The organism is Streptococcus infantis (genome assembly GCF_018499575.1).
Lineage (GTDB): Bacteria > Bacillota > Bacilli > Lactobacillales > Streptococcaceae > Streptococcus > Streptococcus infantis_K.
Map to the genome: position 1 here is coordinate 704894 of NZ_JAHDAP010000001.1, position 24455 is coordinate 729348.

Consider the following 24455-nt stretch of genomic DNA (forward strand, 5'->3'; position numbering starts at 1 on the left):
GACTGCTGTTTAAAACTCAATGAAAATCAAAGAGCAAACTAGGAAACTAGCCACAGGTTGCTCAAAACACTGTTTTGAGGTTGTAGATAGAACTGACGTAGTCAGTATCCCATACATACGGCAAGGTGAAGCTGATGTGGTTTGAAGAGATTTTCGAAGAGTATAACATTGCCAAACGTCTAAAAAAAAGGTACAATGTAACAAAATCAAAAGAGGGCTGGAATGAAGCAAGAAAGCAAGTACGAACAAGTTGTTCACTATCTAAAAGCAGAGATAGAATCAGGAAAACTTCAAACAGGAAGTCGTCTACCTTCTATCCGTAAACTCAGTCAAGACTTCCACTGCAGTAAAGATACGGTACAGCGTGCACTTTTGGAACTCCGATACGAGAAATACATATACTCCAAACCTCAAAGTGGCTATTATGTTTTAGAACAACAAGCTAGCCACGAAGACCTCGTTATCTCGGTCAATGACGAACATGCTGCTGCCTATGATGATTTTCGTCTTTGTGTCAATGAAAGCTTGATCGGTCGAGAAAATTATCTCTACAACTACTATGAACACCAAGAGGGTTTAGAAGAATTACGACAGTCTGTTCAGAAACTACTGTTTGACCAAGCTATCTATAGTAAACCCGATCAATTAGTCATGACAACTGGAACCCAGCAAGCACTGTTTATTCTTTCTCAAATTGACTTTCCAGGTAAGGGCCAAGAAATACTGGTCGAACAACCAACCTATCACCGAATGAACCAACTTCTGCTGGCTCAAAATATTCCCTATCAAACCATTGAACGTCGTGTGGATGGCATTGACCTGAAAGAACTTGAGAAACATTTTAAAAGTGGTAACATTAAATTTTTCTACACCATTCCTCGAATCCACTATCCTCTGGGTCATTCATATTCTGAAGAGGAGAAACGTGCTATTCTTGACTTGGCTGCTAAATATCAGATTTATATCGTTGAAGATGATTATCTGGGAGATCTAGATCCTAAAATGGGACAAACCTTTCATTATCTTGATCAAAATGATTTGGTTATCTACATTAAGTCTTTTTCAACCAGTATATTTCCCGCTCTTCGAATCACTGCTCTCATACTTCCAAATGTTATGAAAGAAGCTTTTGTCACCTATAAAAACATTCTGGACTATGATAACAACCTCATTATGCAAAAGGCTTTATCACTCTATATTGATAGTCAACTCTTTGAAAAAAATAGAGTAGCAAGATTGACACTACAAGAAAAAAGTCAGGATCAGGTTCAGAAACTTTTAAAAGCTTATCCCATTTCCTTGCCAATCTATCCACTCCATGATGGAGTCTTACTTGATCTTAGAGACTATCCTAAGATTGCAAGTCTCAAACATAGTCCTTTAAATCTCGACTTTTTTGAATCATCCTACATTGAAACTTGTCCTTATCAATTTGCTAAGGTACCTTTAGAAAATCTTGAAGCAACACTAAACTACTTAAAAACAGAGCTGGATTAAAAACCAACTCTGTTATTTTTTATTGTTCTACTTCTGTTAGCTTGGCAGCTTTTTCAAGATATGTTTGATAAGTACCGTCATCTTTCAATTTTTGGATGACCTTATCTACTACTTCCTTCAAATCTGAATTGCCTTTTTTGATAGCTACAGCATTTGCTTCGCCTTCTTTCATGGTCAAGCTTACTGTAGCAACAGCCAAGTCAGAATTCTTCGTTGCATAGCTTAGAGCAACTGGTTCATCCATATGAACAGCATCAACCTTACCTGATTGAAGCTCATTAACTGCTTCTCCCATATTGGTCAATGAAGTCAACTGTGCTTTTGGAAGTTGGTCTTTAACCATTGATTCTGGAACAGTTCCTTTTTGAGCAGCGATATTTGCGCTTGCTAGAGAATCCAAATCCTTGTATTTTTCAAGGTCAGACTTTCTAATAAGAAAGCTAATTTTGTTTTCATAGTAAGGAATTGAGAAATCGAAAACTTCTTTTCTTTCTTCAGTTGCACTGATTCCCGCAATAGCCAAATCCGCTTTCCCAGTTTGAAGACTGGTCAAGACATTATCAAAACTCATGCTTGAAATTTCCAATTTCACTCCAAGTTCATCAGCGATTGCTTGTGCCATATCAATATCAGCACCTACAACTTGGTTTTTGCCATCCACTAAAGCTTGAAACTCAAAAGGTGCATAGTCTGGACTAGTTGCGACCACTAATTTCCCTTTTTGTTTGATAGCCTCTACTGCAGACTGTGAGCTTGAGCTAGACGATTGACATGCTACTAAAAAGAAACTTGCAAGAAAACTACATAATACAAATATCCATTTTTTAAATTTCATAAATAAACAACCTCTCTGTTGATTTTGTATAATTATAACTCCACTAGATTTGTTTGTCAAGAGAAAACTTTATAAATATTTAATTTTCTCATTTTATTTATCAAAAAAGGAGCTTTTATTCACTTTCAGCTCCTATTTTGTGTATATTTAATCAATTTTACAATTCTACAATCTTACCTGTTTCAAAGTAAACAACCCATTCACAGATATTCTTAGCATAGTCACCGATGCGCTCCAAGTATGAAATCACTTGGAAGTAATCACGACCTGTGACGATAGCTTCTGGGTTCTTTCTGATTTCATCAGTTGCAAGATCACGAATATTTTCAAAGTAATGGTTAATTTTTTCATCCATAGAAGCAACTTCGTAGGCCTTATCAACAGATCCGTTCAGGTAAAGTTCGAGGGTTGTTTCCACGAAATCTTTCACATCACGTCCCATCTTTTTAATTTCTTCTTCTACGGCAGGGATGCGCTCTTCTCCCTTCATACGAATGGTTGCCTCAGCGATGGACACAGCATGGTCTCCCATACGTTCCAAGTCAGAAACAGCCTTTAAAACTGTTAGGACTGTACGCAAGTCTTGAGAAACTGGCTGTTGAAGGGCAATGATTTCAAATGATTTCTTTTCCAGTTTCAATTCGTATTCATTGACTTCTGAGTCTTGCTCGATAACTTCTTTTGCCAAGTCACGGTCATGGGTGACAAAAGCACGTACGGTACGATTGATTTGCGAAAGGACCTCTTGTCCCATTGCGTAGAATTGGTTGTGCAATTTCTCTAAATCTTCTTCAAATTGAGATCGTAACATCTTTTTCTCCTTATCCAAATTTACCTGAAATGTAGTCCTCAGTTTCTTTATTTTGAGGATAGAGGAACATTTCCTTGGTATCGTTAAATTCTATCAAATCTCCATTAAGGAAAAAGCCTGTTTTATCAGAGATTCGAGATGCTTGCTGCATGGAACGAGTAACCAAGAGCATGGTGTACATGTCCTTGAGGCTATATAGGGTTTCTTCGATTTTTCCAGCTGAGATAGGGTCTAAAGCTGAGGTTGGCTCATCCAAAAGAATAATCTTTGGACTAGTCGCCAAGACACGGGCTACACAAACACGTTGCTGTTGACCACCTGAAAGACCTATAGCAGAGTCATGCAAGCGATCCTTAACTTCATCCCAGATTGAAGCACGCTGTAAAGCCTTCTCCACTGCTTCATCCAAGACCTGCTTGTCTTTTTCCCCATTGATACGGAGACCGTAAACAACATTTTCGTAGATTGACATTGGGAATGGATTAGGTTGTTGGAAGACCATTCCGATTTCCTTACGTAATTCAACTGTATCGGTGCGTGGACTATAGATATTGTGCCCATTATAAACCACTGATCCAGTAGTGGTCACTTCAGGATTAAGGTCACCCATACGGTTAATAGCCTTTAGAAGTGTTGATTTCCCAGATCCAGAGGGACCGATAAGGGCTGTAATTTCCTTGGGTTGAAATGATAAGGAAACACTATTCAAAGCCTTCTTTTTATTGTAATAAACAGACAGGTCTTTAATCTGCAAAATCGGTTCTGTCATACTGTTTCCTTTCTAACCAAAGTGTCCAGTTACATAGTCATTGGTTGACTGTAGCTTAGCATTTTGGAAAATATTAGCAGTTTTATCATACTCGATTAAATCACCCAAGTAGAAAAATCCAGTATAGTCACTTGCACGCGCAGCCTGTTGCATACTGTGGGTTACGATAATAATGGTAAAATCCTTCTTCAACTCCAACATGGTTTCTTCCAGCTGAGCTGTCGCAATCGGATCCAAGGCTGATGCCGGCTCATCCATCAAGAGGATGTCTGGTTTTACTGAGATAGCACGAGCGATACAGAGACGTTGCTGTTGACCACCTGAAAGCATCAAGGCTGACTTATGAAGGTCATCTTTGACCTGATCCCAGAGGGCAGCCTGGCGAAGAGAGGTTTCTACAATTTCATCAAGAACCTTCTTGTCCTTAACGCCTGCACGTTCGTGTGCAAAGGTGATGTTGCGGTAGATTGATTTAGCAAATGGGTTTGGACGTTGAAAAACCATTCCAATATGCTTACGCATTTCATAGACATTGATTTCAGGACGGTTGACGTCAATTCCTTGGTAGAGGATTTGGCCTGTAACCTTAGCAATATCAATAGTATCGTTCATACGATTGAGACTACGTAGGTAGGTTGATTTCCCAGAACCTGACGGACCAATCAAGGCAGTAATTTTATTTTTTTCGAATTGCATATCCACGCCCTTGATGGATTCATTCTTACCGTAGTAAACATGTAAATCCTTCGTAGAGAGGGCCACTTTTTCTTCTGGAAAAGTAATGATATGCCTTTCATCCCAATTATATTTTGACATGGCTTCTCCTTTAGGCAGCAGTTAATTTCTTATGTAGATAGCTTCCGAGTTTACGTGCTCCAAAGTTAAAGATCAAGATAAAGATGAGGAGCACCGCTGCAGAACCTGCTGAAACCAGAGTTCCATCAGGAATGGTTCCTTCACTATTGACTTTCCAGATATGGACAGCCAAGGTTTCTGCTTGACGGAAGATTGAGATTGGACTAGTTACGCTGAAAACATTCCAGTTAGACCAATCAAGAGCTGGTGCAGATTGACCTGCTGTGTAGATAAGGGCTGCAGCTTCTCCAAAGATACGACCTGATGCAAGCACAATCCCAGTTACAATCCCGGGAAGAGCTTCAGGAATAACCACATGAAGGACTGTTTCCCAACGAGAGAGGCCAAGCGCCAAACCAGCTTCACGTTGCGTATGGTGAACGTGTTTCAAACTGTCTTCAACGTTACGTGTCATTTGTGGAAGATTAAAGACTGTTAAAGCCAAGGCACCTGAAATAATGGAAAATCCATACTCAAACTGGACTACAAAGATCAGGTAACCAAAGAGTCCCACAACGACGGATGGTAGAGATGACAGGATTTCAATACAGGTACGAACAAAATTTGTAATACGACCTTTTTTGGCATACTCTGCTAGGAAAATTCCAGCTCCCATTGATAAAGGCACAGAGATTAATAAGGTAATTACTAAGAGGAAAAAGGAATTATAAAGCTGAATCCCAATACCACCACCTGCTTGATAAGAAGATGATTTCCCTGTCAAGAATGACCAAGAAACATGTGGCAAGCCTCGAACCAAGATATAAAGAATCAAGGAAGCCAAAATGGTCACAATGATTCCTGCAATGGTGTAGAGGACAGCTGTAGCAAGTTTATCTAATTTCTTAGCGTGCATAGTTTTTCTTTCCTCTTTCTTTCGTAATCAATTTAATCACACTGTTAAAGGCCAAACTCATCAAAAGCAATACTAAGGCCAGTGACCAGAGAACATTATTATCAACAGTTCCCATGACAGTATTTCCGATTCCCATAGTCAAAACGGATGTTAAAGTCGCTGCTGGTGTCGTTAATGAAGTTGGGATAACTGCTGAGTTACCAACGACCATCTGAATCGCAAGGGCTTCACCAAAGGCACGCGCCATTCCGAAAACTACTGCCGTAAAAATACCTGAACGTGCCGCCTTCAAGGTTACACGCCAGATTGTTTGCCAGCGGGTTGCACCCATAGCCAAACTAGCTTCACGATAATGACGAGGAACTGCACGTAAGCTATCAGTTGTCATGAAGGTAACAGTTGGCAAGATCATAACGAAGAGAACAAAGATACCTGATAAAATACCAAAACCTGTTCCACCAAAGACAGTACGAACAAACGGAACGACGACTTGTAAACCGATAAATCCGTAAACTACCGAAGGAATCCCTACTAGAAGTTCAATAGCTGGTTGCAAAATCTTGGCTCCTTTTGGTGATACTTCTGTCATAAAGACTGCAGCTCCAATGGCAAATGGTGTTGCAATAAGAGCTGACAGGATGGTAACAATAAAGGAACCTAAAATCATTGGAAGGGCACCAAATTGTTTACCTGACGGATTCCAAGTTGCACCAAAAAGAAAATCAAAGATATTCACACCATTGACAAAGAAGGTCGATAAGCCTTTCTGAGCCACGAAGATCAAAATCATAGCAACGATGATGACAATCAAAGATAGGCAGGCAAAGGTTAGCCCTTTTCCTAATTTCTCAAGACGAGAGTTTTTTGAAGGAGAGAGCAATTTTTTTGATAATTCTTCTTGATTCATTATTGGCTCCCTTCTAGCGCTGTCACAGTACCTGCAGCATCTTTTTCGACTTTCATTTCCTTGACAGAAATATAGCCCATTCCTTTAACAATTCCATTCTGAGCTTCGTCCGAAAGAACAAAGTTTAGGAATTCGGCAACCAATTCATTTGGCTCACCAAGGGTATACATGTGTTCATAAGACCACAATGGCCAATTATTCGTTGTAACGTTTTCTGAGTTTGGCTCATAACCATTGAGTTTGATAGTCGCTACTGAGTCATCAACATAGGCAAAGGCTAGGTAGGAAATGGCACCCGGTGTTTGAGAAACGATGGACTTTACCATTCCGTTTGAATCTTGCTCCTGACTTTGAATCGCTGACTGACCATTCATGATTACACTGTCAAAGGTCGCACGAGAACCTGAGCTAGCTGCTCGGTTGATGATTGAGATTGCTAAATCCTTACCGCCAACTTCTTTCCAGTTGGTAATTTCTCCTGTAAAGATTTGTCGGAGCTGTTCTGTTGTTAGGTTATCAACATTTACTTCTTTGTTGATGATAACAGCTATACCCGCAACAGCTACCTTGTGGTCAACTAGGGCTGTGGCATCGATACCATCTTTCTCCTCCGCAAATACATCAGAGTTCCCAACGTCTACTGCTCCTGACTGGACTTGAGACAGACCAGTACCAGAACCACCACCTTGAACGTTAACTGTTTTACCAATATTAGCTGATGCAAATTCATCTGCTGCAGCCTCGACTAAAGGTTGGAGGGCCGTTGACCCAACAGCAGTCATAGATTCCCCACGATCAATCCAACTTGCACACCCTGCCAGTGAACCAGCAAGTAAAAGAGTCGCAAGAGAGAGGGTGAGTTTTTTAAATTTTTTCACTATTTGTCTCCTTGAAAATAATGATGAATAGCTTGGATTTACGTCCTAAATTCCTAATAATCTCACGAAAAATCCATACTTCCACTATAACATAGAATACTGATTTTGACTAGTTTTTCACCTGAAACCTCAATCCTTTAGGGAAGTAGTTCTTCAGAGTATTTCCAGTCACTTTTGCAAAACCAAAACCATTACCGCCTACCAAAACTTGGTACCAACCATTACTAAAATTTTGCTCCAATTGCACCGTTTCACCTGCTACGTATTTGCCAAAGTCTTCTTGAAGAATTTCAATCGTTTGCTTGACTTGACTCGGTTTCAAAGCTAATCCAAGAGCAAAACTTGGCTCAAAGCGTTTTTTCTTAAAAGTTCCAAGATGAAGACCATTACGAGCTATCTTAAGTTTACTAATATCTGGTAGGACTTCTGGTAAGAGATAAAGTTGGTCCCCAAAAACTTGTAGAACTCCTAGTAGTTTTTCTTTTAAATGCTTCTTCTCAAAATCTTGCCACAAACTCAACTGTTCACGACTGAGATTCGTCTTAGAAGGCTTGAACTTCCCAGGTTTGTTTTGTCCCTTAAACTGAAGATGGGCAACAAACTGACCTTCTCCCTTAAAATGATGTGGATACATCCGAGCTGTTTCAGGCAAATCAATCCCTGGGATCATACCATTGATATGTTCGATTGGAATCAATTCAAAATCATAGTTATCTAGAAGCCAGTGAATGATTTCCTCATTTTCTTCTGGAGCCCAAGTACAAGTAGAGTAGACAAGTCGACCACCATCAGCCAACATCGTTACTGCATCCTCTAGAATTTCACGCTGTAGGTTTGCACATTGGCTAGGGTAATCTTCACTCCAATAATCCATAGCGTCAGGTTGCTTACGAAACATACCTTCTCCTGAGCATGGCGCATCTAAAACAATCAGGTCAAAGTACCCTTTAAAAACCGTGGCCAAGCGTTCTGCAGATTCATTGGTTACAACGACATTAGTCGCACCAAAGCGTTCCATATTTTCAACCAAGACTTTCGCTCGTTTGTTTGAAATTTCATTAGAAACTAAAATCCCCTCACCAGCAAGATAAGCTGCCAGCTGAGTTGATTTCCCACCTGGTGCTGCTGCTAAGTCCAGTACCTTCATACCTGGTCTTGGCTGAGCTACTTGTGCAACCATTTGTGCAGCAGGTTCTTGGGAATAGACCAAGCCAGTTACATGTTCTGGTGATTTGCCTGAAACCTTCCCATAGTAGCCCCAGGGTGTATTGGGAATAGCATCTGAAAAAGAAAGCTGTCTTTCTTTTAAGGGATTGATACGAAAGGCAGAAACAGCTTCATCATCAAAAGAGGCAAGAAAAGCTCTTGCCTCATCTCCCAATATTGTTTCATATTTTTTTACAAATCCATCTGGAAATTGCATGTAGGTTTATTTCCTTTCATAGATATAGGATTGAATCTCATCTTTCATCTCGACTGGCACCATCATAACGGCCTGTCGTGTTTGAAAATCGACTTTCTCACCAGCAATCGTAAAAACCTTATAACCCAAACTCTCACCTAGAATACTTGCAGCCGCATAATCCCAAGGTTGTAAATAAGTGATATAAGTTAAAAGTCTACCTGATAGCACCTTGGCAAAACTAATAGCGGCGCTGCCATAAACTCGTGTACCAAGTGCAGCGTTTCCCAAATCTGCTAAGCCCCATTCGTTAGTCGCTAACATTCCAGAATTACCAGCTACCAAAAATTCTCTCAACGGTTTCTTTTTAAATGCTGGTAAAGATTCATCATTGCGACAGGGCGGGAAGTCCCCTCCACCATGGTAGCAATCACCCTTCATAACATCATAGATAATCCCAAACTTACCAACACCGTCCTCAAAATAGGCCAGCATAACAGCAAAGTCTTCACCTTGAGCGACGAAGTTGTTGGTACCATCAATGGGATCAATAATCCACACAGAACCTTTCCCTACTGCTGCACGCAGGCAGCCTTCTTCCGCACAGAACTGATCATTCGGATAGCGAGACCGTATTTTCTCAATGAGTAAGGTTTGAACTTCTTTATCTAACTTCGTTACCAAATCTGTAGGGGAAGACTTTCTCTCAACATGGAGTTCTTCTTTCATATGTTGGAGAATGTATTCCCCAGCTTCCCTGACAATTTCTTTGGCAAATATAAATTTATTTTCCAAGTGAAATCTTCCCTTCTCCTTTTTCTTTGGCCAACTGGACTGCTCGGTAGAAAGAATATCCACTAACTGATTCAAATTCACGTCCCAAACGCTTTTCTTCGCTCTTACTTGGAACGACTGACTTGAATACCTTGTAGGAATCTAAAAGTTTCTTAGCATCTACCTGTGTCTCATAGGCAGCTTCAACATCATTAAAAAAAGAAAGCACTGAAGCAAGTTCTTCAGTGCTCCACGACAAATCTAGTGGGTAACTATACTGTTTATTCATCTAATTAATACCAGCTCTCAAAGTAGCTTCTTTCAATTCTTGCTTGCGGTAACTACGAGGAAGAAATGCACGAATCTCATCTTCATTAAAGCCAATCTGCATCCGTTTATCATCAATGATGATTGGACGACGCAAAAGACTAGGATATTGCTCAATTAAATTAAGCAACTCTGTCACCGAGATACTTTCCACATCGATATTTAACTTTTGGAAAATTTTTGAACGAGTTGAAATGATGTCATCGGTACCGTTTTCGGTCAAGGAAAGAATGTGTTGCAGTTCTTTTCTTGATAAAGGACTGGTCATAATATTGTGCTCTTGGAAAGGCACTTTATGATTATCAAGCCAGGCCTTTGCCTTACGACATGATGTACAACTCGGTGATAAAAATAGTGTAATCATGCTATTCTCTTCTTTGCATACTTTTCTTACTCTATTATACAAAAAAATAAAGCGCTTGACTAGTTATTTCCGTAAAAAAACCTACTTTTTAAAGAAAAATAGGTTTTTCGTACAATTATTTAAAACAATTTTATGCATTTATTCTTTTTTCGGTAATTTTTTCCAACTTAGTAGATACATGAAACCAAAAAGCAGTTCATACAAGCAGAAAAATAGGAGAAAGGCATGCAAGAAAAAATTCTCTGGTAGGATGAGAATAACTGGATCTTTTGCAGGATCAAACAGCCAGGTATCATCACCTACAAAAAGTATCTGATGGAATAAAGTAAAGAACTGTTCAAATCCAATGAAAACACCAACTAAACCAAGAACCAAAGGTAGAGAAAGCATGATCAAAAGACCTCTGCGATAAAGAGACAGAAACCCTTTCTGAATGACCTGCTTCCAAAAAAGATAAAAAATCGGTAGAGTAACTATCGCTACACCTTGAGTCAGATGGAAGAGTCCCTTCACAACTGCAAAATGATGGAGCCCAGAAGCAGACGATGGAAAATCCGGCATTGCCAATACTTGATTCAATGGATTGGTCAAATAATCCATCAAAACATTAAAGTTATGCTGGATGGTCTGAGATTGGAAAGGAATACTGCTGGTCAGGTTTAACCAAGAAATCTCCAGAGGGTAAACCAACCAAGCTAGATAAATGGTCAATAAAATGGCAAGGGAGAGAAGAAAGAGAAGACTCCCACCAAAAGTAAACTTAGTTTTCATCGAAATTCCACTCCGCAAGACTTGAGAGGACATGGGTTGGCGCGATTGGTAAATCAGCTACTTCTTCAGGTTTTGTAAACCCTGTCGTCACCAAAAGGCTCGGAATTCCATTGTCAATACCAGCTCGAATATCAGTCAGATAATTGTCCCCGACCATGACAATTTCTTGGCGCTCAAGTCCTAAGTGCTCGACAGCCTTATCCATAATAATAGCGTTTGGCTTCCCAATATAAACTGGTTTTACGCGAGTTGCTGCTTCGAGAAGAGTAATCAGTGAACCAGCACCAGGCAAAAGACCACGTTCAGTTGGAATATTTAAATCTGGGTTAGTACCGATAAAGTGAGCACCTTTATGGATAGCTAGGGTTGCCGTAGCAAATTTTTCATAGTCTACTTGCCAGTCTAGACCAACAACCACATAGGCTGGATTTTCTTTATCTTCCACGTAGCCTGCTGCTTGAATCGCTTCCTTAAGCCCTGCTTCTCCGATGACATAGACTGTCTTTTCAAGTCCTAGATCATTCATGTAATCAATAGTCGCCAAGGTTGCAGTATAGATAGTTGATACAGGTGTATCGATGTTAAACTGATTGGCTAACATCTCTTGGACACTTTCAGGTGTACGAGTGGTGTTGTTTGTTACAAAAAGATAGGGAATCTCTCTCTTTTGTAACTCGTGAACAAAAGCTTCTCCCGCTGGTATTCTGTCTTTTCCCTTATAAATTGTTCCGTCTAAATCGATTAAATAGCCTTTATAAGTCATACATTTTCTTTCTAATCTTTGTTAATTTCTTGCCAGATTATCTTTGCCTGAGCATTGATATCGCCATCACTTGTAACTTGGTGATTACTCTCTAACCCATTTAAATCATAACTAGAAGTAATCATTCCACCTGGTCGAACTTCCTTGACATATTTGAGGTTGATTTTTTTAGGGATATGGTTGGTCAGAAAATCTGCTCCCATAACCTCAAAGACCCAATCTAGGTATTTGCTATTATTGACATGCCCATTCATATCCAAGTCGTAAAAACGAACATGATAGTCCTTGCTGATTGCATCTTCTAGCTCCTCATATTTTGGCCCACGTATCAGTTTTTTAGAAAACTCAGATTGATAAGGGGCAACAATTTCTGGTTCTACAGGGTGAACCTTTCGACTCTCACGATCCATGAGGACAAAGGTAGCTACCATGTGGATGATTTCTTGACCAGTTTCATCGTAAATGGTAAATCGGCGATAGCAAAAAAGACGGTTATAAGTCAAGGCTTCTGTTTCAATCGTAATCTCCTCAGCAAAACGAGGCAAACGAACCACATCGATGTCATAATCTGTGATAATCCAGACTAGATTGTACTGTTCTAAAACATCCTTGTCACTTACTCCCAGTTCAATTGACTGCATTCCTGATACCTGCAAAGATAACAAAATCACATCTGGTAGCTTGATATGACCGTTCATGTCAGCCATATCGAAAGGAATTTTCATCTTCATTTGATAAGTTAAGCCCATAATTCTACTCCAATATAAATCTTTCTGCTACTGTATCTCCTAAAAAGAGACCTCTCTTCGTCATTCTCACTCGGTCACCGTCAACCAGCATAAGCCCCTGTTGAACCAAATCTCTGACAATTTCTCCATAAAGTCCATCGAAAGACCGCTCAAATTTTTCTTCAAATCGTGTCATGGAAACACCAGACTTCTTACGAAGGCCAAGAAACATCTCTTCTTCCATCTGCTCTCGCAAAGTTAAATGTTCCTCTGTAATTCGGGCATTTCCCTCTTCTACTGCCTTCAAATAATGGCGGATAGGCCCATGATTTTTATAGCGAACACCATTGACATAACCTGAAGCTCCTGCGCCGATACCATAATACTCGGCATTATCCCAGTACATAAGGTTATGACGACTTTCAAAACCTGGTTTTGAAAAATTTGAAATTTCGTAATGCTCAAAACCAGCCCGCTCTAATACAGCAATGATATATTCGAACATCTCAGCTTCTACTTCTTCTTTAGGAAGTGGTAACTTTCCACGCCGCATGCGATTCATAAAGACCGTATGATTTTCCAAAATCAAACTATAGAGACTCATATGGGGAATGTCCAAAGCGATGGCCTTGGCAACATTATCCTTTACTTGTTCCATAGTTTGACCGGGAAGAGCGTAAATCAAATCAATAGAAATATTATCAAATCCTGCTAATTTAAGACGATCTATATTTTCATAGATATCTTTTTCCAAATGGCTTCGACCAATTTTTTTCAGCATTTTATCATCAAATGTTTGCACACCTAGTGAAACACGATTGACAGCTGAATTCTTTAAAACTCCAATCTTGTCCTCATCCAAATCACCAGGATTGGCCTCTATGGTTAATTCTTCTAAAACAGACAAATCCAGATTCCTAGTCAAACCGTCTAATAAAACTTCCAATTGTGAAGCAGACAAGGCTGTCGGTGTCCCTCCTCCAATATAGAGAGTACGCAACTTTTGAATATCATAAGAAGCAAACTCTTCTAAGAGATGCTCTAGATAGCTATCTACCGGTTGATTTTTAATAAAGACCTTAGAAAAGTCACAATAATAACAGATTTGTGTACAAAAGGGGATGTGCACATAAGCTGATGTTGGTTTCTTCTGCATAGTATTTATTATACCACAAAGACTTCCCTCAAGAAAAAAATCACCATTCCTGATTCTATAGAAAATCAAGAATAGTGATTCTATTTTAGTCTTCTTCGATTTCGATGACGATTTCTTGACCGTCTTCTTGCTCTTCAACAACTACTTTTTCTTCCAATTGTTCCTTGAGATTGTTCAAGGTCTCTTTTGAAGCTTCAGCCGCTTGTTGAGCATGGTATTTTGCTTTATCTAGGACTGTATCAATCGTAATTTCCCCAGATTCGATTTGTTCCTTAGTTTTAAGAACAAATTCTTTGGTTTGATCTTTGACATCAGTCAGCTTTTCACAGACTTGTTCTTTTGCGTATTCTGGATCTTCTTTCAGATCTTCTAAAAAGTCTTGTGCTTGACTCGTAACGCGTTTCCCTTTTTCACTTGTTAAAAACAAGGCAACAGCCACACCTGAAACAGTTCCTAAAAGGATTGATGATAATTTACCCATGAGTTATCTCCTTTTTATTTTTTAAAAAATTTACTTGCAAAACGAACGGCAGACAAACCTGCACTAGTCTTTAATGTTTTTGAACCTGCAGATGATGCTTTTTTACTCAACACACGAGCCTGCTCATTTAAATCAGAGACAGAAACAGAAAGATCTGCTACTGCTGTAAAGAGTGGATCAATGGTTGCAACTTTGACATTGATATCATCAGCAAGAACATTGACTTTGGCAAGAAGCTCGTTTGTGTGATGTAGAGTAACATTTACATCTGAAGTTAGCGTTTTAACAGTATTTTCAGTTTCATCGATTACACGTCCAACTTTTTGAAGCGTAATAATCAAATAAACTATAAATACAATCAAGGCGATAGCCACAAGAATATAAGCAACTTCTAACATTTTAATTCTCCTTTTTTACATTATAAAATGGTGCTTTTTTTCGGTTTTGATAAATAATAATATAAATTCCAAGACCAATTAAGAAGACGGATAATAACTGAGATACTCGAATTCCTAAGAACATGAGACTATCTGTGCGCATGCCTTCGATAATCATACGCCCAAATCCATACCAAATTAGATAAAAAGCTGTGATATGACCACGACGAATACCCTTTAATCGGCGTCTAAAAATAACAATTAAACTAAAACCAATCAGGTTCCAAACAGATTCGTACAGGAAGGTTGGTTGGCGATATGAGCCATCAATATACATCTGATTCTTAATAAAACCAGGCAAGTAGTTAAGATTTTCAACAACTGCACCGTATGCTTCTTGGTTAAAGAAGTTCCCCCATCGTCCAAGGCTCTGAGCAATCATAACGCTCGGAGCTGCTATATCTAAGAAGTCCCACGTGTTGATCAATCTACGATCAGCGAAAATATAGAGTACAATCGCTCCAGTAATTAAACCACCATAAATCGCAAGACCACCATTCCAGACAGCAAATATCTCTCCTAAATGTTGACTATAATAGTCAAATCTAAAAATGACATAGTACAGTCTCGCGCCGATGATTGACAAAGGAAAGGCAATTAAGATAAAGTCCAGAATATCTTCCGATAAGATATTCTTTTTAGGCGCTTCTTTACTTGCTAAATATACCGCTAAGATAAGGCCAGAAACGATACAGAGTGCATACCATCTAATAGCTAACGGACCAATTTGAAAAGCAACTGGATCAATCATTTTGCACCTCATTCTTTTCAATTAGTTTCGTCAATCTTTCTTCAAAGAGACGTGTCGCATCAAAGCCCATTTCCTTAGAACGATAGTTCATGGCAGCAGCTTCGATGACCACAGAGATATTACGTCCTGTTTTTACAGGAATTCGAATACGCGGAATAGAAACACCTGAAATTACCAACTCTTCAGCATTGTTCCCCAAGCGGTCAAAGACCTTATTTGTATCGTAATTTTCTAGATAGACAGCCAACTGAACCTGTGAAGAATCCTTAACAGCACTAGCTCCATAAAGGCTCATGACGTCAATGATACCAACTCCACGAATTTCTAACAAATGTTTCAAAATTTCAGCAGGTTCTCCCCAAAGTGTCATCTCATCCTTAGAATAGATATCTACACGATCATCTGCGACTAAACGATGGCCACGTTTTACGAGCTCAAGACCAGTCTCACTCTTACCAATACCGCTATCTCCTTGAATCAGAACACCCATACCATAGATATCCATCAAAACACCATGTACGCTTGCGCGTTCAGCTAAGCGAGAGTCAAGATAACTAGACAATTCGCCTGAGAGACGACTTGTAGCTGTACGACTTGTTAAGATTGCAATTTTACATTCTCTAGCAGCCTTTAACATTTCTTCAGGAACAACTAGACCACGTGCAACAATAACTGCTGGTGTTTCTGGCTGGAACATTTTTCTCAAAACAGTATAACGGTTGTGAGAAGACATGCTGATCAGGTAAGACCACTCCTTCATTCCCAACAGTTGAATCCGCTCTGGAGTGTAGTAATCAAAATAGCCTGTCATTTCAAGACCTGGTCTCGTTATATCTGCAGTATTGATTTCCTTTTCCAGTAATTCAGGTTCGCCATAGACAATGTCCAGTCTAAGCTTCTCAATTACTTCTTTTACTGAAACCGACATATATTCCTCCTTCAATTGAGTTCTCTCTACCATTATATCAAATTGTAGCTGGAAGTTCGTTTTTTTAACAGTGTTTACGCTATTTATTTGACTGATAATATTTGAACCATACAAAAAAGGGACTAGACAATGAAATATTGCCTAATCCCTTCTAATTTTTTAACAGTTTAATTAAATCATAAATAATGGACTTTAGTTATCTTTTTTCTTTAAACCCAATACTCCAAGACCAGCTACCAAGAGTGCTACACCTGTTGCAAACAATGATTCTTTAGAACCTGTATTTGGTAATTCTTTTTTAGGTTCAACTGTTGTAGACGTAGTCTCAGGTTTTGTTTCTTCAGTTGTTTTGCCTGAAGTTGTTTCTTCGCTTGATTTACCTGGAGTTGTCTCACCTGTTGTTGTAGTCGTTGTTGACTCAGATGTTGTTGTAGTGGTTGTTGGCTCTTGGGTTGTTGTGGTTGTTGTAGTTGGCCCACCTGTCGTTGTAGTCGTGGTTGTTGTTGGCTCTTGGGTTGTTGTAGTTGTAGTTGTGGTTGTTGTTGGCTCAACTGTCGTTGTAGTGGTAGTCGTTGTTGGCTCTTGGGTTGTTGTAGTAGTCGTTGTTGTTTGTTCTACTTTTTTATACCAGTGGATACGATTTCCTTCACGATCTTTTTCTGTTTTTACAAACTCATAACCATCAATAGTAGCCGGATCTTTCCAACCCTTATCCTGTGGTTTAAGATTTTCTTTTGTATCGATATCTTTGTAGTCTGTGACAAGCGTATCAAGAACTAATTGTGCACCTGCAGAGTCATTGATGATACGGTAAATATAGATACCCTTTGAATCTTTCCCATCAATAGTTGCCGTAGCTACTTTCGAAACATCATATTGCATTTTTTCAAGATCAATCTTAGATTTATCGATGATATTAATACGGTTTTGACCAACACCGAAGAATACACCTAATTCTTTTGGAACATCTCCTGAAATCATTTCCATTGTTATTTTCTTTTCAGAGATAGAAGTAACTTTGAATGTTGGCTCAACACCTGTCGGGAATACATATGCGCCATATTCATTGACTTCATATGTACTATATACAGGCAAGATAAATCTTGAAGTAAATGTATCTCCTACTTTGAGTGCAGTATCACCACTTGTTTTCCACTCGATACCTGAAGCATCATTGAATTCTAACTCAACAGTTGAACCAACTTTCATACCTTCACTTCCACGAACTTGGAATTCTGTATATGTTTCATATGAGCCATCTGCATTGAACTTAATTGTATTTCCAGAAGGTGGCATGTTAATTGAGTTTGTATCGGTTGCAAATTGTTCTACTTTCGGAATATCTACTGTACTTGTCACAGAAGAAGACCCCACTTTAATCACTTGGTTTAAAGTGTAGTCTTTATTTGCGATTACAGCTCCATTATAAGCGTTATCTGATTTAATTTGGAACTTGACCTGTTTCAATACATCTGGTTTTTCAGCTTCAATAGCTTTCGTAAATGTAATTTTTAATGTCGCGCGTGTTGATTCCAATTGAGCTTGTCGCATTTGAGCTGTATCGTTTGAACCTTGACGTGCTTTATTGACGTTTTCAAACGAAACAATTGAAATTTTACCAATTGTCTTACCTTCGTAAGTGACATCCTTGCCATTTAATTGATTTAAGATAGCGACGTTTTCTAATGTAACTGTAACATAGTCGCCTTCTTTCACATCATCTTCTGTAATTGAAAAAGAAAGGTCTACATCTGTATAGTATTCAAAGTATTTAATGTCATGGTTTTTTATGGTACCAGTCACTTCTGCAGCTACTTCTCTAGCTTCACGTGCAGGAGTTTCTGTAGTTGTTACAGCTTCAGCACTTGTTGTAGAAATTTGCTCAGCTGTCGTTGTTTCTTCAGCAGTGATAATTTCTTGACTTTGAAGCGCAGCCAAAAGCACTCCAGTAGACAACAAAGTGATCAATAATTTTCCAAACCTTTTCTGGTTTTTCATCCCTATTTACCTCCGTGTAAAATTACACTATTTTAACATGATTTTACTATATTTTTCAATTAATATCAACTAAAACGAATGATTGTTTTAAATGTCAAATAAAAGTAAATAGAGTTATAATATTCAGTTATTACACCCTTAAGTTTGATTTTTATCCAATTCCTAAATAATCATTGAAACATGTAAAATTATTCGGGTCTTAAGAATACAAAAAAGACTAGACAAGTCTAGTCTTTCACTTCAATTAGAATTTTTTACGTTTACGAGCTGCTTCTGATTTACGTTTACGTTTTACAGAAGGTTTTTCATAGAATTCACGTTTGCGTGTTTCTTGAAGAGTACCAGCTTTAGTAACCGCACGTTTGAAACGACGAAGTGCATCGTCAAGAGATTCATTCTTACGTACTACTGTTTTAGACATTTTTTTCACTCCCTTCAAGTTCAAGATCTATTCTATTTTACATGGAATGATATAAATTGTCAAGAAAAAATGGTGCAATCTATTCATTTTATTCATAAAAAAAGAGGACATTAGAGGCCTCTTTTAAAAATTATAGTTGTTCTAAATCAATTATTTAGAAGAATTCTTTTTCAGAACTAGAGCACTTGCAAACATCACAACACCTGCAATAACTAGTGCTAAACTAGTAGACTCCCCAGTATTTGGAAGTTTTGGTTTTTCCTCAGTTGTAGTCGTACCAGGAACATCTGGTTTTGAAGTTGTTGTTGTCGTTGAAGTTGTTGTTAGCTCTTCTGTTGTTGTCGTTGTCGAAGTAGTCGTTGGCTCTTCTGTTGTTGTCGTTGTCGAAGTAGTCGTTGGCTCTTCTGTCGTTGTTGTCGTTGAAGTAGTCGTTGGCTCTTCTGTCGTTGTTGTCGTTGAAGTAGTCGTTGGCTCTTCTGTCGTTGTTGTCGTTGAAGTAGTCGTTGGCTCTTCTGTCGTTGTTGTCGTTGAAGTAGTCGTTGGCTCTTCTGTCGTTGTTGTCGTTGAAGTAGTCGTTGGCTCTTCTGTCGTTGTTGTCGTTGAAGTAGTCGCCGGCTCTTCTGTGGTCGTTGTTGTTGAAGTTGTTGTGGTTTGTTCTTTTGGATTGACAATTGTTTTCGTAACTGACTTATCTGCTCCAAAATCTGTTGCATTTACTTCTGTATCTGCAGCATTAATAACATAACCTTTTGGCGCTTCAACCTCTGTGAGAATATACTTATCTTTTAAAAGACCAGTTACTGTAATTTTTCCTTCAGCATCTGTAACATATTCTCCAATAACTTGATTATTAGCTTGTCGTACGACTTTAAACTTAGCACCAGCTACTGGTTGATTTTCATCGTCAACTTTATGAATATTAATCGTAAATACGTATCCAACCCCAGAACCACCTGCTACTTGAACGACAGTAGATTGCTCAACATATTTAACGGCCTTTCCTTTACCTTTTAGGACAGCATCATTATTTAATACTTCTCCGTCTGCCGGTGAATAATTGGCTTGAACATTATATTCAATGCGGTATTGGTCATTTTCTGTGATATCACCAAGTTCAATAACAAATGACTGGCCATCTTCACTTACTGTAACAGTATGTTGGTCTGTTACATCTGTTCTATCAGTAAATTCCCAAAGACCATTGACATAATCAAACTTACCTTTGATTACACGAATGCTATCTTTGATATAAGTTGCATTAGAAAACTTCAATGTATCTTCTACTGTAGCATTTTGAAGACTTTCCTTAGTACGGTTGATTGAGATGGTATATGAAAGAGTCTTTTGATCCTCACTACTTACCCATCCTGTTTTAGAAAGTAACACAGGATTTCCATCTCCAACACCGGTGAAGTTAACTTTTCCAACTACTTGTGTTTTCCCATTAATTGTAACCTCGACAGGGATTTCTCCTTCTTCAGGATGTTTTTGGAAATCTACTCGAGTATAGACATAGAAAGAACCTTTGGTATCAGAGTGTTTTTCAACATAATCAGTATAGGTTAAGACGATATGTTTTTTTGTTTCATCAATCTGAGCATTTGCAATAATTTCATTTGTTTTCTCATCACGAATTTCAAAGTTTTGGGATTCTATATATAGAAAATCTGATAAATCAACTGTAGTTGTATCGCCAGCTTTAACATTTTTATCTGTTAAGTCATAATTTGCATTTAGCTTAAATGTAACCCACTGCTGCAAATCTTTATCAAGATTACCACCTTTTTCATTCGTAATATTGAGTGAAGTAATTGTGTCAACAGTCTTGCCACTGGTTGTATTTTCTGCAAAAGCTTTGCTCAAGCTAAGAGAAAATAGAACAGTAAATACGCAAATCATCAACGAAAAAAATGTAATTTTTTTCTTATTCACCTTAAATGTTCTCCTTAAATTTAATGGTTTTAACAGTAAACGAGTTCAGTATACCAGTATTTTTTACTAAAGTCTAGTTCTAATCATAAAATAATTTGAAATATAATGACAAAATAATAATTTTATATTTTCATTGTGTTCTAAAAACATTTTTTATATTATTTAAAGTATTTATACTATTTATTTCTTATCGTGTTCTGCATTTTTAACTTAGTACTGTTTAGAAAAAAGCCATCCAAACGAATTGTTTGAATAGCTCAAATGATAGAATGACATTTTTTAATTCTTTAATAGGCTTAATGCTCCAGCATCCGCGATAATAGTTACGTCCGGATGGTTTTGCAAACTACTTGCTGGAAGACTTTCAGTAACTGGGCCTTCAACAGTTCCAGCGATGGCTTCAGCCTTAGATTCACCATAAGCAAAGAGAAGAATAGATTTTGCATCTAGAATATTTTTAATTCCCATTGAGATAGCTTGTGTTGGTACATCTTCAATCTTATCAAAGAATCGAGCGTTTGCTTCAATAGTTGATTGATCAAGATCTACAAGATGAGTTTCACTATCAAACGGAGTTCCTGGTTCATTAAAGCCAATGTGACCGTTTCGACCGATTCCCAAAATTTGCAAATCAACTGGATGGTCAGCAAGAATTTGATTATAGCGTTCTACCTCTTCTTCTGCATTATCTTTGACACCACGAGGTAAAAAGCTTTGCTTAAATGGCTTTTTATTGAAGAGATTTTCTTGCATAAAGTAACGATAAGATTGAGGATTATCCCCATCAAGACCTACGTACTCGTCCAAGTTTACACTAGTAAGATTTGAAAAATCAAGGTCACTTTTAACGATTTCCCCGTAAAATTCAAGTGGGCTGCTACCAGTCGCAAGCCCTAATGTTTGAGCACCGTTTGCTAACTTTTCTTTTAAAATTTCAAAAGCTACTTTTCCACCTTCTTCAGGATTTTTCACTTGAATAACTTTCATAATTGTTCCTCCATATTTCTTTATTTTATTATATGGTATAGACCAATTTTTGTCAAGTGAAAACGGTTTAATATTTTAAATTTTATAGGATGATGTTGAGTAAAAAAAGAGAAGACTAAACTTGTCTTCTCTTTTAATTGTCAGAATGGATTAGTCTTCTTTTTTCTTTCTTGACAAAGCATAACCTGCAGTAGCTAAACCTACAAGTGCTGAATATGTCATGAATGATTGTTCAACTGAACCAGTATTTGGTAATGATTTCTTAGATGGTTCTGGTTTTGGTTCGTGTTTTGGTTCTGGCTTAGGTTGTGGTTTTTCATCTTTCTTGATAACTACAACATTTTTATTCCATTCAACAGCTGGTTTTTCTGTTTCTTTCTTAACAGGATCCTTAAGCAACTCAGGTGCTTCTGGTTTAACCGGTTCACTTGGTAAGACAGGTACAGTTTTATATTCTGGTTCTGTCGGTGGAACTGGTTTTTCTTTAACAGTTGGAACTTCTGTCAATTCTGGTTTTTCAGGTTTAACTGGAGGTGTTGGTTCTGTTGGTTTAACTGGCTCTTCACCTGGATCTTGAGGGAAGCCAACGTTTGAGTTGATAGAGAACCAATAGAGAGTTGCTTCGCCTGTTGCGTTAGCACCTTTTGCTGTAAATTCAAGATGACCATCTTTCAAAATAACAGCAGCACCACCATAGTAAAGGTAAGGGCTCTTAGGATCATCCCAACCCTTAGTTTCACTTGAAGAGTCTGCATTAAATGTAGCACCTTGATCCATGTATTGGTTTTGTTCTTTAGCAAATACTTCTTTTGTCGATGAATCTTGGTCTACACTTGAATTTGGAAGTTTGATAAACTCTTTGTCACCAATGTTTACAGACTCAACGTGAGGAGTATCTTGGTGTTTCATTTTTGGTGTGTATCTCAAAACACCTGATGTAGCGTCTACAGTGTAAGAACCGATAACGTCTGATTTATCACCGAATGTGTAATCTTCAGTACCAACTGAGTGACCATTTCCGCCACCAGATGCGTTCACTGTTGTAGCATCAACTACTGTTTCTTCAGTTACTTTGAAGGCATCATCAACCCATGTTGCTTTTTGAGCAACAATTTTCAAAGGATTATCAGCATTGATATCAACTTCTGCACTACCGAAGTCAGCTTTTCCGCTTTTCACAACGACATCCGCACCATCAAGTTTTGGTTCACTTCCGTCTGAATATGGATCCCAAGTTCCACGAACTGTATTGCCTTCGCTATCTTTAGCTTCAACAACTAGAGGACGAGGTTTGTCATTTTCAACATAAGATGCACCATTCCAGTGATTAAGTGAGTTAAGGGCAAGGATTGCATTATGTTGTGACAAATCAATCAATTGGTCATTTTCATCATAAAACTCAATGTCAACACCAACTGTAACTGGGTTTTCAGTATCTGTTGAGCTACCAATTGTCATTGTAACAGCTGGATCGTTATAAATTTGAACGATTCCTTTCCCATCTGATGATGGAAGGCTCTTCACTTCGTATTTATAAACAACTTTTGCAATACGTTTTTCTTCGCTACCTTTTACAATTTTAGCTTGAGTAAGTCCTGTGTATGTCACATCAAATTTATCTCCGACTTTTACAACTCCCCACTCAATTTCATTGTTGGCATATGGGTTTGTAGTTGTCAAATCAGAATCTTGTAGATTCTTTGTTTCATACATTTTAGTAGCTTTACCATCACCGTACATACGAGATTGACCTTCTTTTGTCAAGTAAGTTGTTAATCCAGTTGTTTGGTGTGTGATTTTAGTTGTTTCGCCATCAGCAAGTTCTTCAGAGAGGAATGTCAAATCTTGTTTGTACTTCTCAGGATTTCCACCACGCTCTGCAACCATCTTATTGAAGGCATCTTTAGCATCATCGTAATGTGCTTTTTTCTTGTTGTAAATTTCAAGTTCAATCAAGTAAGCAGCTTGTGCTTCATCATAAGCAGCTTTTTTAGTTTTGTAGTCAGCTAATTTAGCTTCATACTCTGCTTGAGCTAATTTATTGCTTTCAGTAGCTTCTTGATTTGCTTTTACAGATGCATTATATGCTGCAAGAGCTGTGTTATACTCTTCAAGCGCTTTTTCATAAGCAACACGTGCTTCTTCATTACTTTTTTCTACTGCTGTTTTTTCTGCTGTTTTTTCAGTCAATTCTTTTTTGTAAGCAGTAAGTTTTTCGTTGTAAGCAGCAAGCTCTTTATCGTAGTTTGCTTGTGTAGCAGCATTTTTAGCATCAACTTCAGCTTTTTCTTTTTCGTAAGCTTCTTGATTTGCTGCCACTTCAGCTTTATAATCAGCTACAGTTTTATTAATATCAGTAACTTGTTTTTCGTAATCTTTAGCAGCAGCTTCCTCTGAATCTTGCTTTTTAGTCTCAGTTTCTTTAACTTCAAGACCTTCATTTGTGGCAGCAGTTTTAGCTTCTTCCAACTTCTCTGGAACCGCAACTTCTTTTGTTTCTTCTCCAGCTACTGTTGTAGTTGAAGTAACAGGTGTAGTTGCTGATGAAGTTTCATCGGCAGATACTGTAGCAATACCTGCAACAGCAATCACTGTTGCAACTGCAACAGAACCAAAGGCAACTGAGGTTTTTCTCAAGGCATATTTAATCGTTTTATTATTCTTTAACGATGACATGACAAACTCCTTTTTAAATGTTTTTTTTATGCTTCTCAAGCAAAAAGAATTTTTGTTCTTCGAAGTCAGAAAAATCGTAACAAAAATAATTTAAAAAGTCAAGTATTTTTATATATTTTTTCAAACTTTTTTCACTTTATTTTCAGGGTTT

At 38.1% G+C, this 24455-nt stretch carries 25 protein-coding genes; 1 reads left to right on the forward strand and 24 read right to left on the reverse strand.

The genetic code is table 11. The features are described from left to right. Window positions 1-222 precede the first annotated feature (222 nt). The gene (locus KJR31_RS03465; protein WP_214262085.1) at window positions 223-1497 is read left to right on the forward strand and encodes a PLP-dependent aminotransferase family protein; all 1275 of its coding nucleotides are present in this window, start codon (window positions 223-225) and stop codon (window positions 1495-1497) included. Between the two features lie 19 nt (window positions 1498-1516). On the opposite strand, the gene KJR31_RS03470 is transcribed toward KJR31_RS03465, so the two are convergent. The 24 genes from KJR31_RS03470 to KJR31_RS03585 form a co-directional block, all read right to left on the reverse strand. After that, on the reverse strand, window positions 1517-2332 hold the full coding sequence (locus KJR31_RS03470) for an ABC transporter substrate-binding protein (RefSeq protein ID WP_214262086.1): 816 nt from the start codon (window positions 2330-2332) through the stop codon (window positions 1517-1519). 157 nt (window positions 2333-2489) lie between these two features. Then, window positions 2490-3143, reverse strand: a complete 654-nt coding sequence (gene phoU / locus KJR31_RS03475; protein WP_214262087.1) for a phosphate signaling complex protein PhoU — start codon at window positions 3141-3143, stop codon at window positions 2490-2492. A gap of 10 nt (window positions 3144-3153) precedes the next feature. Further along, window positions 3154-3912 (reverse strand): phosphate ABC transporter ATP-binding protein PstB, encoded by a 759-nt coding sequence (gene pstB / locus KJR31_RS03480; RefSeq protein WP_214262088.1) that lies wholly within the window; start codon window positions 3910-3912, stop codon window positions 3154-3156. A gap of 12 nt (window positions 3913-3924) precedes the next feature. Next, window positions 3925-4728 carry a phosphate ABC transporter ATP-binding protein PstB gene (gene pstB / locus KJR31_RS03485; protein WP_214262089.1) on the reverse strand — a complete coding sequence of 268 codons (804 nt, stop codon included), beginning with the start codon at window positions 4726-4728 and terminating at the stop codon, window positions 3925-3927. Between the two features lie 10 nt (window positions 4729-4738). Next, window positions 4739-5623 carry a phosphate ABC transporter permease PstA gene (pstA, locus tag KJR31_RS03490; RefSeq protein WP_214262090.1) on the reverse strand — a complete coding sequence of 295 codons (885 nt, stop codon included), beginning with the start codon at window positions 5621-5623 and terminating at the stop codon, window positions 4739-4741. After that, window positions 5613-6530, reverse strand: coding sequence for a phosphate ABC transporter permease subunit PstC (pstC, locus tag KJR31_RS03495; protein WP_142557702.1), 918 nt, complete (start codon window positions 6528-6530; stop codon window positions 5613-5615). The genes pstA and pstC overlap by 11 nt, the downstream gene beginning before the upstream one ends. Beyond that, window positions 6530-7408, reverse strand: coding sequence for a phosphate ABC transporter substrate-binding protein PstS (locus KJR31_RS03500; protein WP_214262091.1), 879 nt, complete (start codon window positions 7406-7408; stop codon window positions 6530-6532). The genes pstC and KJR31_RS03500 overlap by 1 nt, the downstream gene beginning before the upstream one ends. Window positions 7409-7517: 109 nt before the next feature. Further along, complete coding sequence (locus KJR31_RS03505; RefSeq protein ID WP_214262092.1) at window positions 7518-8831, reverse strand: RsmF rRNA methyltransferase first C-terminal domain-containing protein; 1314 nt, start codon at window positions 8829-8831, stop codon at window positions 7518-7520. 6 nt (window positions 8832-8837) lie between these two features. Next, window positions 8838-9605, reverse strand: coding sequence for an inositol monophosphatase family protein (locus tag KJR31_RS03510; protein WP_214262093.1), 768 nt, complete (start codon window positions 9603-9605; stop codon window positions 8838-8840). Then, complete coding sequence (locus KJR31_RS03515) at window positions 9595-9873, reverse strand: UPF0223 family protein (protein ID WP_004252549.1); 279 nt, start codon at window positions 9871-9873, stop codon at window positions 9595-9597. The genes KJR31_RS03510 and KJR31_RS03515 overlap by 11 nt, the downstream gene beginning before the upstream one ends. Continuing rightward, window positions 9874-10275 carry a Spx/MgsR family RNA polymerase-binding regulatory protein gene (locus KJR31_RS03520; protein ID WP_006148218.1) on the reverse strand — a complete coding sequence of 134 codons (402 nt, stop codon included), beginning with the start codon at window positions 10273-10275 and terminating at the stop codon, window positions 9874-9876. A 138-nt stretch (window positions 10276-10413) separates the two neighbouring features. After that, window positions 10414-11046, reverse strand: a complete 633-nt coding sequence (locus KJR31_RS03525) for a TIGR01906 family membrane protein (protein ID WP_214262094.1) — start codon at window positions 11044-11046, stop codon at window positions 10414-10416. Beyond that, a complete protein-coding gene (locus KJR31_RS03530; RefSeq protein WP_045615608.1) occupies window positions 11036-11809 on the reverse strand; it encodes a TIGR01457 family HAD-type hydrolase in 774 nt (257 codons plus the stop codon). The genes KJR31_RS03525 and KJR31_RS03530 overlap by 11 nt, the downstream gene beginning before the upstream one ends. Before the next feature lie 11 nt (window positions 11810-11820). Next, window positions 11821-12558 (reverse strand): acyl-[acyl-carrier-protein] thioesterase, encoded by a 738-nt coding sequence (locus KJR31_RS03535; protein ID WP_214262095.1) that lies wholly within the window; start codon window positions 12556-12558, stop codon window positions 11821-11823. 4 nt (window positions 12559-12562) lie between these two features. Next, on the reverse strand, window positions 12563-13693 hold the full coding sequence (gene hemW, locus KJR31_RS03540) for a radical SAM family heme chaperone HemW (protein WP_214262096.1): 1131 nt from the start codon (window positions 13691-13693) through the stop codon (window positions 12563-12565). 85 nt (window positions 13694-13778) lie between these two features. Then, on the reverse strand, window positions 13779-14174 hold the full coding sequence (locus KJR31_RS03545; RefSeq protein WP_214262097.1) for a YtxH domain-containing protein: 396 nt from the start codon (window positions 14172-14174) through the stop codon (window positions 13779-13781). Window positions 14175-14188: 14 nt separating this feature from the next. Further along, window positions 14189-14572 carry a DUF948 domain-containing protein gene (locus tag KJR31_RS03550; protein WP_214262098.1) on the reverse strand — a complete coding sequence of 128 codons (384 nt, stop codon included), beginning with the start codon at window positions 14570-14572 and terminating at the stop codon, window positions 14189-14191. A gap of 1 nt (window position 14573) precedes the next feature. Continuing rightward, window positions 14574-15362, reverse strand: coding sequence for a prolipoprotein diacylglyceryl transferase (gene lgt, locus KJR31_RS03555; RefSeq protein WP_214262099.1), 789 nt, complete (start codon window positions 15360-15362; stop codon window positions 14574-14576). Further along, window positions 15355-16290: an HPr(Ser) kinase/phosphatase gene (gene hprK / locus KJR31_RS03560; protein WP_214262100.1), complete on the reverse strand. Its 936-nt coding sequence runs from the start codon at window positions 16288-16290 to the stop codon at window positions 15355-15357. Before hprK ends, lgt begins: the two co-directional genes overlap by 8 nt. 192 nt (window positions 16291-16482) lie before the next feature. Then, window positions 16483-18288, reverse strand: coding sequence for an LPXTG cell wall anchor domain-containing protein (locus tag KJR31_RS03565; protein WP_214262101.1), 1806 nt, complete (start codon window positions 18286-18288; stop codon window positions 16483-16485). Between the two features lie 244 nt (window positions 18289-18532). Beyond that, complete coding sequence (gene rpsU / locus KJR31_RS03570; protein WP_000048054.1) at window positions 18533-18709, reverse strand: 30S ribosomal protein S21; 177 nt, start codon at window positions 18707-18709, stop codon at window positions 18533-18535. A 150-nt stretch (window positions 18710-18859) separates the two neighbouring features. After that, window positions 18860-20608 carry an LPXTG cell wall anchor domain-containing protein gene (locus tag KJR31_RS03575; RefSeq protein ID WP_214262102.1) on the reverse strand — a complete coding sequence of 583 codons (1749 nt, stop codon included), beginning with the start codon at window positions 20606-20608 and terminating at the stop codon, window positions 18860-18862. A gap of 312 nt (window positions 20609-20920) precedes the next feature. Continuing rightward, window positions 20921-21628, reverse strand: a complete 708-nt coding sequence (locus KJR31_RS03580) for a glucosamine-6-phosphate deaminase (protein WP_214262103.1) — start codon at window positions 21626-21628, stop codon at window positions 20921-20923. Between the two features lie 150 nt (window positions 21629-21778). Continuing rightward, on the reverse strand, window positions 21779-24304 hold the full coding sequence (locus KJR31_RS03585) for a GbpC/Spa domain-containing protein (protein ID WP_214262104.1): 2526 nt from the start codon (window positions 24302-24304) through the stop codon (window positions 21779-21781). Between the last annotated feature and the right edge of the window lie 151 nt (window positions 24305-24455).